This is a genomic window from Campylobacter sp. LH-2024, assembly GCF_048270605.1.
Taxonomy (GTDB): Bacteria; Campylobacterota; Campylobacteria; order Campylobacterales; family Campylobacteraceae; genus Campylobacter_D; species Campylobacter_D molothri.
This window is the reverse complement of sequence record NZ_CP168139.1, coordinates 682008-694293: the sequence shown is the minus strand read 5'-3', so window position 1 is coordinate 694293 and position 12286 is coordinate 682008. Positions and strand designations below refer to the sequence as shown.

At 27.9% G+C, this 12286-nt stretch carries 10 protein-coding genes and 1 pseudogene; 1 reads left to right on the top strand and 10 read right to left on the bottom strand.

Going from position 1 to position 12286, the window contains the following annotated elements:
* Positions 1–55 precede the first annotated feature (55 nt).
* The 9 genes and pseudogenes from ACD570_RS03620 to ACD570_RS03580 all read right to left on the bottom strand — a co-directional run bounded on the left by ACD570_RS03620 (position 56) and on the right by ACD570_RS03580 (position 9722).
* Positions 56–1219 (bottom strand): cyclopropane-fatty-acyl-phospholipid synthase family protein, encoded by a 1164-nt coding sequence (locus ACD570_RS03620; RefSeq protein WP_337207267.1) that lies wholly within the window; start codon positions 1217–1219, stop codon positions 56–58.
* Between the two features lie 122 nt (positions 1220–1341).
* Positions 1342–2454 (bottom strand): c-type cytochrome, encoded by a 1113-nt coding sequence (locus ACD570_RS03615; protein ID WP_417904416.1) that lies wholly within the window; start codon positions 2452–2454, stop codon positions 1342–1344.
* Complete coding sequence (locus tag ACD570_RS03610; RefSeq protein ID WP_337207263.1) at positions 2454–3701, bottom strand: cytochrome bc complex cytochrome b subunit; 1248 nt, start codon at positions 3699–3701, stop codon at positions 2454–2456. The genes ACD570_RS03615 and ACD570_RS03610 overlap by 1 nt, the downstream gene beginning before the upstream one ends.
* A 2-nt stretch (positions 3702–3703) precedes the next feature.
* Positions 3704–4207 (bottom strand): ubiquinol-cytochrome c reductase iron-sulfur subunit, encoded by a 504-nt coding sequence (gene petA / locus ACD570_RS03605; protein ID WP_200280963.1) that lies wholly within the window; start codon positions 4205–4207, stop codon positions 3704–3706.
* A gap of 88 nt (positions 4208–4295) precedes the next feature.
* Positions 4296–5258, bottom strand: a pseudogene (locus ACD570_RS03600) (ArsB/NhaD family transporter); the annotation flags it as partial.
* A 3-nt stretch (positions 5259–5261) separates the two neighbouring features.
* Positions 5262–7121: a tRNA uridine-5-carboxymethylaminomethyl(34) synthesis enzyme MnmG gene (gene mnmG / locus ACD570_RS03595; protein WP_417904415.1), complete on the bottom strand. Its 1860-nt coding sequence runs from the start codon at positions 7119–7121 to the stop codon at positions 5262–5264.
* A 91-nt stretch (positions 7122–7212) separates the two neighbouring features.
* Positions 7213–7707 carry a PAS domain-containing protein gene (locus ACD570_RS03590; protein ID WP_417904414.1) on the bottom strand — a complete coding sequence of 165 codons (495 nt, stop codon included), beginning with the start codon at positions 7705–7707 and terminating at the stop codon, positions 7213–7215.
* Positions 7708–7717: 10 nt separating this feature from the next.
* Positions 7718–9094 (bottom strand): methyl-accepting chemotaxis protein, encoded by a 1377-nt coding sequence (locus ACD570_RS03585; protein WP_337204820.1) that lies wholly within the window; start codon positions 9092–9094, stop codon positions 7718–7720.
* A gap of 121 nt (positions 9095–9215) precedes the next feature.
* Positions 9216–9722 carry a PAS domain-containing protein gene (locus ACD570_RS03580; RefSeq protein WP_337204821.1) on the bottom strand — a complete coding sequence of 169 codons (507 nt, stop codon included), beginning with the start codon at positions 9720–9722 and terminating at the stop codon, positions 9216–9218.
* 262 nt (positions 9723–9984) lie between these two features.
* On the opposite strand from ACD570_RS03580, the gene ACD570_RS03575 reads away from it, so the two are divergent.
* The gene (locus ACD570_RS03575) at positions 9985–11361 is read left to right on the top strand and encodes a cation:dicarboxylate symporter family transporter (RefSeq protein WP_417904413.1); all 1377 of its coding nucleotides are present in this window, start codon (positions 9985–9987) and stop codon (positions 11359–11361) included.
* Here the strand turns inward: ACD570_RS03575 and ACD570_RS03570 are convergent.
* A complete protein-coding gene (locus ACD570_RS03570; protein ID WP_337196400.1) occupies positions 11358–12137 on the bottom strand; it encodes an inverse autotransporter beta domain-containing protein in 780 nt (259 codons plus the stop codon). The two genes, ACD570_RS03575 and ACD570_RS03570, sit on opposite strands and share 4 nt — an antisense overlap.
* Positions 12138–12286: the final 149 nt, after the last annotated feature.

The window sequence follows — 12286 nt, the reverse complement described above, 5'->3', positions numbered from 1 at the left end:
GGAAATTGGTGTGTGCGAAATGAATTTCCGATTTTACCAAAACTAAGTTTAGTTTTTACTTATAGATATATTCTTTAGTTGGGCTTAATTCATTATTAATTTCTTTTGTAATTAAAAATTGAAATAAATCTACACTACCCACGCGAAAAGCTGAAGCACAAGATCTTAAATATAAATCCCACATTCTGATAAATTTTTCATCATATTTTTTTCTAACTTCTGGTAAAACTTGATTGAAATTTTGACTCCATATATCTAAAGTTTTAGCATAATGTATTCTCAAACTCTCCGCCAAAAGAAGATGAAAATCCCATTCGCTCATCACACCAATAACTTCTCTTAAAGAAGGTAAATATCCTCCTGGAAAAATATATCGATCAATCCAAGCATTAGTTTTACCTTCAAACATAGATAAAATAGAATGTAAAAGCATCATTCCACCTGGTTTTAATACTTGTTTAACTTTCATAAAATAAAGTCCTAAATTTTCCTTACCTACATGCTCAAACATACCTACAGATACAACCTTATCAAAATAATTTTCAAATTCTAAATCTTGATAATTTTGCAATCTTATTTCAACTTTATCATCAAGATTAAATTCTTTAACCCTTTCTTTTGCTTTTTTATATTGCTCTTCAGAAATAGTCACTCCAACAACATTAACGCCATATTGTTGTGCAGCCATAATAGAAAGCCATCCCCAACCACAACCTATATCTAAAAGCTTTTCTCCTTTTTTTAAATCTAACTTTTTTAAAGTATGATTGATTTTATTAATTTGTGCTTGATAAAGAGTATCATTTGGATTTTTAAAATAAGCACAAGAATAACTCATAGTTTTATCAAGCCATAATTTATAAAAATCATTTCCCAAATCATAATGACTTTTAATATTTTTACTTTCTTGCTTTTGTGTAATTTTACTCAAAACATCTTCTTTATTTTTCAAAAAATGTTTATTTGAAAAATAATATAATACTCTAGCTATTTCATCATAATTTCCCTCTATATCAAGCTTAGACTCCATATAATGTTTTGCAAATACTAAACTTGTATCGTTAAATAAATTAAATAAGGGTATTTTTTCTTTAAAAATTAAAGTAAATTGAGAAGGTTTTTTTCCAATAATCAATTCATCATTATCCCAAAATATAACTTTAAAATCACCATAATTCCATTTTGAAAGAATCTTTTTAATTAATTTTTTTTCAAACATAAATACTCCAATCCAATAAAAATTTTAAACAGCAGTATTTCTCTTTTAAGTTTAAAATCTAATAAAATTGAAGATAAATTAAAAGATTTTCATCATAATACTGATGAAAATCTAAAAAAAGTTTAATGAAGTTTAGACCAAACTGAGCGTTTCCATCCTATAGCAAATACACTTAAAATAACGAAGAATATCATAATATAAATTCCTGTTTTTTCTCTTTCTTCTTTTTTACTATCACCTACTTTTTCAATATAAGAAATAACCTTAGTTTGAGCAGATTCTGTTAAACCAACTCTTGGCATAGCAGTTCCTGGAAGTAATTTTTGAGTATCATTGATAAAATCATGAAGATATTGTTCTCCACGAGATCTAATCATCATTGAAAGATCAGGTGGTATTGAACCTAAGTAAGTTTTTAAATCACTATGTTTTGAAGGAGTGAAAAAATTATCGTATTTTACATCATGACAACGACCGCAAGCTTCTATAAAAGTAGTTTTATCTTTAGCAAACGTAATGTCTTTATTGATTAAAGCAGTTTTTTCAGGACTATTTGCCATTTTTTGATATTTAGTCTCTACTTCTTTTTTAATTACTATATTTTCATTAGTTTCAAATTTATTTCCCATTTCTTTAAGATAAGCAATTACATTAGCTATATTAGCATCCATAACTTCTGGAGTATCTTGATAAGGAGGCATTGGAAAATTATCTCCAAATTTATGATATACCTTTAAAGCTACTGATGGATTCATCACTAAAGCAGCTAAAAATTTATCATCAAAAATAACCCCAGCAGCACTTAAATCAGGAGGAATAACTCCAAAAGCAGAAGAATCAGCTACTGGTGATGTAATATTATCTTCTTTTAAACCGTGACAACTTGCACAATTTTCAGTAAAAAATTCTTTACCTTTAGCTACATTACCTTTGCTAAGATCTATTTTTGCAACTTTATCCCAAAGAGTTTTAACTTGATTTAAATCTTCTTTTGCTTTGTCAAGTTCTTTTTGAGCGCTTTCAATTCTTTTAGTATCATTTACCTTTTTTGCATCATTTAAAGCTGCTTCTTTTTGAGCTAAGATGCTTTTAGCATAATTTAAATCTTCTGCAGAAAAATTAAAATTAGCAGGAGTAACATGTGGCTTCATTACAGAATGAGCATAAGGTTCAACACCCCAATATACAATTCCTGCAAAAATTACTACTATTAAAAATATTTTAATTTCTCTCATTATTTAGCTCCTTTTCTTTCCATAATAGTAATTATAGGTAAGATAACTAGAAGCAATAATAAAAATACAATAGAAGCATAAAATCCTACCCAAGCATTTACACCCGTTGGAGGCAACTTACCATAAATAGTTAAAACAATCATATCTATTAGTAAAATCCAAAACCAAATAAAAAATAAAGGTCTCTCATGAGCCGGTTTTACTACTTCACTTCTATCAAGCCAAGGAAGCAAGAAAAAGATTACTTGAGCTATACCAAAAGCTGCTAAACCGATATTGAAAGCTTTAATACCACCTATATCAAAGAAAAATCCTCTTAAAACCTCATAACTCCATAAAAAATACCATTCTGGGTAAATATGAGGTGGAGTTTTAAGCGCATCCGCTGGATCAAAATTAATAGGATCCATAGCAAATTCAAATTTAAAACAAACTAAATAAAAGAAGAAAATCATAAATAAACAAATATACATAAAATCTTTAGATAAAAATCCTGGCCAAAAAGGAATAACTTTTGAATTTCTAGTATCACCTGCCATATATTTTTCAGCTTCTAAATCAAAATCCAATTCTTCAGAAATTTCATTATTTACATGTGGAATTCTTAAAGAATAAAAATGGAAAGTAATGATTGAAATAATCACTATAGGAAGTAAGCAAACATGAAGCATAAAAAATCTTGTTAAAGTTGGATCAGAAACAGCATAATCTCCACGAATCCAAATTACAAGTTCAGAACCTATAAAAGGAATTCCTCCAAAAAGATTAGTAATAACTTGTGCAGCCCAATAACTCATCTGCCCCCAAGGAAGCATATAGCCACTGAAAGCTTCAGCTGAAAACACAACAAAAAGAAGCATACCACTTACCCAAATCATTTCTCTACCGCGTTTATAAGAACCATAATAAATTCCAGTAAACATATGAATATAAATGATTAAAAAGATTACAGAAGCAGCTACACCATGCATATGACGCCATAGCCAACCATAATCAACCTCTTGCATAATTGTTTTATTTACACTATCAAAAGCAAGAGCAGTATCAGGTTTATAATACATTACAAGTAAAAGACCCGTTACAAAAAGTACTGCAAAAAGTGTTGTTAAAATAACACCCATTGCCCAAAGAAAATTAATTTGTTTAGGAATCCAGTATTTTACCATCAAAACATCAAATAATTTATGGACAGCTAATCTTTGATCAAGCCAATCTATTAAGCCATTTGCTTTTCTAATGTGTGCCATAATTAAGCCTCCTTGGTCATTTTTTTATATTCTGGTCCCTCTTCACCTAAAACAAGTTTAGTGCCTTCAATTTTAAAAGGAGGGATATCAAGAGGTCTTGGAGGAGGCCCAAAAATATTTTTTCCACTCGTATCAAATTCCCCACCATGGCAAGCACATTTAAAAATTTGCTCACTTGGATGATACGCAGGAATACAGCCCAAATGCGTACATAATCCTATAACAACAGTATATGCTGCATTATCAACTACAACATCGCGTTTTGGATCTTTTGCCATACTAGCATCTTTTTTTAAAATAAAAATAGGTTTTTTTCTCCATTCTATCGTTCTAAGCTCTCCAGCTTGCATTCCAGATAAATCTACTGTAGTAAAACCTGCAGCTTTAACACTTGGAAGTGGATCCCAAGTTTTTTTCATCGCAACAAGCGAAAAAACACCACCTACAGCAGCTACTGTTCCAAATGCAACTCCCATAAAGCTTCTTCTGCTTTCAGATGTAGCCATAACTCGTCCTTTCATTTTTATTTAAACAAACCATTAGTTTATCTAAAATAAAATAAATTTTTTCTTTGCTTATTAATCTCTTGTTTACTTATTTTAAAATAAGTCCTAAAAAAGAGAAAAAAAGAACAATTAATGTAATAAAAAAGCTAAATTTGCAATATTGAAGAAAAGAAATTCTAATACCTCTTTTTGCTATAAGCTCTAACCAAAATAAAGTTGCCAAAGAACCTATAGGAGTAAGCTTTGAGCCGATATTAACCCCTAAAAGATGTGCATATATCATATCTTTTGAAAAATCTTTTAATGCTAAATCTCCAATTAAAGTCATGGGTAAATTATTAAAAATAGAAGATAATAAAGCTGAAACAAGGCCTGTTCCCATAATAGAATTAATTCTATTGTGTTCAAAATTTTGATATAAATTAGATAAAATTTCACCCACTCCACATTTATGCAAAGCAAAGACAACTACATAAAGTCCAAAACTAAAAATAAAAATACCCCAAGGTGCATGTTTAACTACACTCAATGCTTCTCTTTTTTTAATCTTATAAGCTATAAACCAAAGAAATAAAGACTCACATAAAGCAATCAAACTTTTATCCCAGTGATATATTTGAGCAATGAAAAAACTAAACACAAATAAAATCAAATAACAAATACAAAAAAGAAAAAAAGGAGTAGAAATTTTTACTTCTTGAGATATTTTTATTTCAAGATCGCGTGGCAAAGATCTTAAAAAAATAAAACAAACAACAAAAAGTGTTGATAATAAAACAAATAGACTTGGCAAAAACATACTTTTTGTAAATTCTAAAAAATCAAGATTAAAATAATTAGCTGTAGTTAAATTAGTTAAATTAGAAATAACCAAAGTATTAGAGCTAGCATCACACAAAAAAGAAACACTTAATAAAAAAGTATTTACAATCATACTTTCATTTAAATTCTTAAAAGTGCTAAAAATCGCAATAACAATAGGAGTGATAATCAAAATAGCACCATCATTTCCTAAAAAAGCAGTGAGAAAAAATACAAAAATAAGCAAGAAACATTAATTTTGTTTCTTTTGAATTTTTATATAAATTTGTAAAATATCCAAAGCTGCTGGCGTAATACCACTAATCTGACTAGCAGCAAATAAAGTTAAAGGCTTATTGAGCTCAAGTTTTTCAATTACTTCGTTACTCAAACCGCTCACATCTCTAAAATTAAAATCTTTAGGTATACGCATATCGATTAAATTTTTCATTTTTTCAACTTGTGCTTTTTGCATGATAATATAATGATAATATTTAGCTTCATTTAAGATTTCTCCTAAAGAATATTCATCCATGGCTTCAAAAATAGGATCTAGTTTCTTTAATTTTTCTATATTAAAACTAGACCGTGCAACTATTTTTTGTAAATTAACAATAGAACTGATCTTTTCTTCTCCTAAAGAAATTAAAAATTCATTATTTTGATTATTAGGAGTCAATTCTTTTTCTAAAAGAAAATTTAATCCTTTATCTAAATTTTGTTTAATATTTTCAATAAATTTATAATCTTCATCTTTTAAAAGTCCAAATTCTTTACCATATTTTCCAAGTCTAATGATAGCATTTTCTTCTCTTAAAAGTAGTCTAAATTCAGCTCTTGAGGTAAACATTCTATAAGGTTCTTTTGTCCCTTTTATCACCAAATCATCAATTAAAACTCCTATATAAGCTTCATCTCGTCTTAAAATAAATGGTTCTTTTTCATCAATAGCCAATACTGCATTCACTCCAGCCATAAAGCCTTGTGCTGCAGCTTCTTCGTAGCCGGTTGTTCCGTTAATTTGTCCAGCACAATAAAGATTTTTAATCTTTTTGGTTTCTAAAGTATGATAGAGTTCCGTTGGATCGATATAATCATACTCAATTGCATAACCAAAACGTGTAATTTTAGCTTTTTCAAATCCTTTTATCGAAAAAAGCATTTCTTGTTGAACTTCATAAGGCAAAGAGGTAGAAAATCCGTTAATATAATATTCAGTAGCATCAATTGTTTGAGGTTCTATAAAAAGATGATGACTTTCTTTATCTGTAAAACGATTAATTTTATCTTCTATTGAAGGACAATACCTTGGACCAATTCCCTCAATTTGCCCTGTAAAAAGTGGGGCGCGATAAAAATTATTTTTAATAATTTCATGAGTTTTTAAATTTGTCCTTGCTATATAACATGGCAATTGAATTGGATTAAAGTCTCTGGTTTTAAAACTAAAAGCCTTAGGATTTTTATCTCCATATTGAATTTCAAGAACATTAAAATCAATAGTTTTTGCATCCACTCTAGGACAAGTTCCGGTTTTTAAACGCCCTATTTTTAAACCGCTATAAGATAAATTTTTTCCTAATTTTATAGAAGAAAGCTCCCCAACTCTTCCTGCTTCCAGTTTATTTTCTCCTATATGAATAAGTCCATTTAAAAAAGTTCCTGTTGTTAGGATAATTTTTTGAGCTTTATATTCATTATTTAAATTAGTTTTTACTCCAATAACTCTATCTTTTTCAAATATCAGCTCACAAACTTGTTCTTGTGAAATTTCTACATTTTCAAGCTTTAAAAGTTTATTACGTGCAACAATACGATATTTATCCATATCAATTTGTGCTCTACTTCCTCTTACTGCTACACCCTTACTTTCATTTAAAATACGAAATTGTATACCTGCAATATCTGTAATTTCACCCATTAAGCCACCCATGGCATCAAGTTCTTTAACCAGATGTCCTTTAGCAAGTCCTCCAATAGCAGGATTACAGCTTGCTGCACCAATTTGTTCTATAAGAGTTGTTAAAAGTAAGGTTTTTTTGCCCATTTTAGCAGCGACAGCACTTGCCTCGATACCGGCATGTCCACCACCTATGACAATAATATCGAACATATTTTTTCCTAAAATCAATGAAGTTTTTTAACGAGTAGAGATTATATAACATCAAGACTTAAAACAAAGATTGTTTTAAGTCTATAAAAATTTATTTACTCTCTTGAAGAGAGAATATCAATTCATTATAGCTTTTGCCCATACTTTTGCAGAAATCTTTCAACATTTCTACACCTTTATGGATGCTTTGTTTTTCAACTCTTAACAAATTATTATAAAGATCTTCTATAGTCTCCAATGCTTTACGATTTGGCATACGTCTGACTGAATAATATCCAATAATATTATTCCTAGTATCTAAAGAAGGTGTTACATTAGCAAAGACCCAATAATAATCATTATTTTTAGTTCTATTTTTTACATAAGCAAAAATTTCTTTACCTTCTTTCGTATAATCCCACAAAAATTTGAAAACAGTTTTTGGCATATCTTGATGTCTTACTATATTATGAGGTTGATATAATACCTCTTTCATAGTATAATTAGCATATTTTAAAAAATCATCATTTGCATAAACTATTAAGCCTTTTAAATCTGTTTTTGAAGTTATCAAACTTTCTTTTTGCAAAAAAATTTCTTTTGACATTTAAACTTCCTTAAATCTTTAATTTATTTAGAATTTCAGTACTTCTATGTTCTAAAACTTTTATATCATTAACAATAGCATCATATACTTTTTGATCAATATAACTTGTTTTTGATTCTTCTATTGCTTTTTTAGCATTATTTTTAATTAATTGTTTTGCAGAATTTAATTCTTCATCAGATACAAAATAATTAATAATATTTTTTATTCTATCATCCAAGCACAAATTTGAAATTGGATCTACACTAGATAGATCAAAATCTTGAGCTCCATTAAGATTTAAATATATATTTGATTTATATAAAATATGATCAAGTTTTATAACTGATAATGCCATTCTATTAGCCAACTCTGAAAAATCTTTACCTAGAGTAGAGCTATTTTCTTCTAAACCTCTAAAAGCTTGAGAAAACTTTTGAATTCTTTCTTCTGATTGACTTACAATATCAAAAACTTGCTCGCTACCATTTTGAATATTGATAAAATCTTGTTGCATAGTTTGAATTGCTATAGAAATTTCACTCGTAGATCTTTGAGTTCTTTCAGCTAGTTTTCTTACTTCATCAGCAACTACTGCAAATCCTCTACCATGCTCTCCTGCACGTGCAGCTTCTATGGCAGCATTAAGCGCAAGTAAATTTGTTTGATCAGCAATATCTCTAATAACTTCAACTACGGAAGTAATATTTTGAGAATTAGCAACAAAAGTTTGAACTGTTTCTTTGCTTGAATTAACCACTTCCATTAAAGAAGTCATAGCGCTTTGTAAAGAATCAACTTCACTGCCATTTTCCGTTGCAGTATGAGTGATTGAATCAACCATATCATGAACATTTTTCATAACATCAATATCTTTATTTAAAGAGATTGAAATTTGTGACATATCTCTATTTTGATTTCCAAGACTAAGATCCATTAATGTTCTTGATAATGCATTTTTAAATACAGATTTCGAAGTATTTTCTACATTAGCTAAAGCTTTATTAATAAATTCAATATTATGAGCAAAAATACCTTTAAGACCTTCAGGCAAAGCTTTGCGATAAAATTCTCCTTTTTGAGAACAAGCTATCGAAGTATTAACCTCTCTTAAATAAGCTTCAAGATTATCTAAAGTATTATTAAGATTATCTGAAATTTCTGCAATTTTTTTACTTTTGGTTTTTGTATAAACGACTCTATTTTCAAAATTTCCTTCTCTTAATTCCTTGCAAAGATCATATAGCTTATCTATCATTATTTGTTCATCTTTATAATATATAAAAAGAAAAATCATAAGCACAATAGCAAGTAATACAATCACTGCTCCAACATAAGCATGAACAAAAATCGTTCCAAAGATACTCAAAATACCTAGAAAAATAGCCAAAAATAATCCATTTTTCATTAAATTAAATCTTCCTTTCTTACAATAATATTTAATTTTGCGATTTTAAATCAAAAAAAGATAGAATTAACCCTTGTAAGATAAGTTACAAAGATTGGGCGTAATTTTACAATTATTAATATTAATTTGTCTTTAAATCTTCATGCTGTAAATTAAAAATAAGCTCATTATAGCTTATTTTATAAGAATTAATTATGTCTATTAAAGCTTTAACTCCTGCTTGAATTCCACTTTTTTGTTCTTTTTCTCTTAAAATTTTATAGATTTCTTCTATCATGGGTAAAACTTTACGATTTGGAGCCCTACGAACCGAATAATAATTAATAATATTACCATGTATACCACAAGAAGGAGTTACATTAGTAAAAACCCAATAATATCTTCCATCTTTAGCTTTATTTTTAACAAAGGCAAAAATTTCATCCCCTCTTTGTATATAATCCCATAAACATTTAAATACTGTTCTTGGCATATCTTCATGTCGTATAATATTATGAGGTTGATTTAATAACTCATCAATTGTATATCCTGCATATTTAGCAAAATCATTATTTGCATAAATAATATTCCCTCTAAGATCTGTTTTTGAAGTAATTAAAGCATTATTATCTACTATTATCTCTTCCATGATCCTAACAAACTCTTTCTAAAATTTGATACTTTAAAAATAACATTTAGATTTAACTAGCTCTAAAGTATTTTTATAATAATTTAATTTTATGAAAAGTTAATATTAACATAATTATATTTAATTTATTATAAAATAAGAAATTATGTAACATTGCAACTCAAATGATTTTTTATTGAAATTAAGTATTAAAATATTTAATTTCTATTTTATTCTTTGTTTGTTAAGATGTTACCAGTTGAAATAAAATTAAGGAGTTGTTTTGGAAACTTTAAGTCAAACTTTTGCAGAGATAAAACCTCCATTATATAAAAGAATCTTAAAAAGTTTAGGTTTTTGGGTGATTATAGGAATAATTGCTGGTGTTGCACTTGGATATATTGATAAAGAATGGGCTATTGCAAGTAAGCCAGGTGTAGAATATTTTATCAAATCTTTAAAAGTTTTAATTGGACCTATTATATTTGTAACTTTAGTTTTAGGGATTATTAGTCTTGAAAGTTTAAAAAAGGTTGGAAGTATAGGAGCTAAAGCTGTAATATATTTTGAAGTTGTAAGCACCTTAGCTTTAGCTATAGGTATTTTCATGGCTAATATAATGCAACCAGGACATGGGATGAATCTCAGCCCTGATCAATTAGATTCTAAAAGTGTGCAAAAATATATTTCGCAAACAACAGAAATTAGTGCTAGCTCAGAAATCATGCATATTTTAAAAGATGCTATGCCAACTGATATTATTACTCCTTTTACAGAAGGAAAAACTATACAAGTTTTAGTTATTGCTATCGTTACAGCTTTAATTATTTCTTTAATGAGAACAGAAGATAAACAAGCTATTCAAAGAGTATTAGAAGTTCTTCAAAATTTTGTTTTTAAAATTTTACAAATTATAATGTATTTTAGTCCTATTGCTGCTTTTTCAGCTATGGCTGTTTTAATTGCACAATATGGCATTGGCTCTTTGATTAATCTTGCTTATTTGCTCTTAGTTATGTTAATTTCTTGCCTAGTATTTATATTTGGTATTTTAGGAATTATTTGCTATTTTGCTAAGGTAAATATATTTAAATTTATGAGGTTTATAGCTCGTGAAGTTTTAATCGTCTTTGCGACAAGTTCAAGCGAATCAGCACTTGCCCCTTTGATGAGAAAATTAGAAAAAGCTGGTCTTTCTAAAGCCACTGTTGGACTTGTTTTACCAACAGGCTATAGTTTTAATCTTGATTGCACCAATATATATTTAGCTATGAGTTTGATTTTTTTAGCACAAGCTTTTAATGTCAATCTAAGTTTAGCACATGAAATTAGTATTTTAATTGTTCTTATGATAGCCTCAAAAGGTGCTGTAGGAGTTACAGGATCAGGATTTATAGTTTTAGGTAGCACTCTAGTTGCTTTAGGAAATATGGAAATTTCAGAAGCAAATGCTACTTTAGCAGAAGTTCTACCAGTTGCAGCTATAGGAATACTTTTAGGTGTTGATAAATTTATGTCAGAAATGAGGGCCGTAGGAAATCTTTGCGGAAATAGTGTTGCAGCTTTAATTGTTTCTATTTGGGATAAACAAATTGATTGGGAAAAATTCCGTTATGCTATGGATAATCCAGAAAAATTTCATAATGCAGGGATGAATTAATAAATTCTCTCCAAGAAATCATAGCGATTGATTTCTTGGAAAATATTATCTTGTTTATGAAGTTGTTTTAAAAAACTTTTATCAAAACTAAAATTAAATCCAATTTGAACCGCAATATCATTTTCATTTGAATTAGTATTAAAAATACGACGAGATAAATTTAAATTTAATGCACTATAAGGAGAATAGATTAATTGATAGTTAGTTTTTTCTTCATCCTTAATCACATCAAATGTGAATTTATTGTAAGCAGAATCAATAAAACTAATCCCCAATTGAAAGCTTTTATCTATATCATTTAAAATATAATAATTACTATAAGCTTTAATAAAATCGCCATAACCAAATTCTGTCCCAAAACTTTTAGCATCTTTTTGCTCTTCTTGTTTATCTACAAATCCATTAAAACCAAATAAAAAATTATCTTTTTTATAGCGATTGATTAAACCGCTAGAATAATTATATCCATCTTGAGCAATAAAAAGTTCTTTTTGAAATAATAAAGAATCATTTTCCCCTTCATAAATTGAACTCAAATTTTTAACACGAATATTTTCATTTTGAAAATCTAAAACACCATCTGTTGTATCTATGCCATTTTTATTTTCTAAAGTACTAGATAATAGACTATTTAAAGCATTTTGAAAATCTATATTTGTTTCTTCTATTTTAGGAGCTTTTTTAATTGATTGAAAATCAAATTTATGCCATGAACAATTTGTTTCATTTGCATTGAGTAAAGAAAATAAGAGAAATACATAAAAAATATTTTTCATTAAAATTAGCTTTCCCTATAATTACAATCTAAATTAAGTATTATAAAAAAATAAAATAAATATCATATCAACCTAAAAACAAAATATTTCAATTTCAGGATTATAAAGATATAATTAAAACGTAAACTTAAAAAATTAAAAAAGGGTTT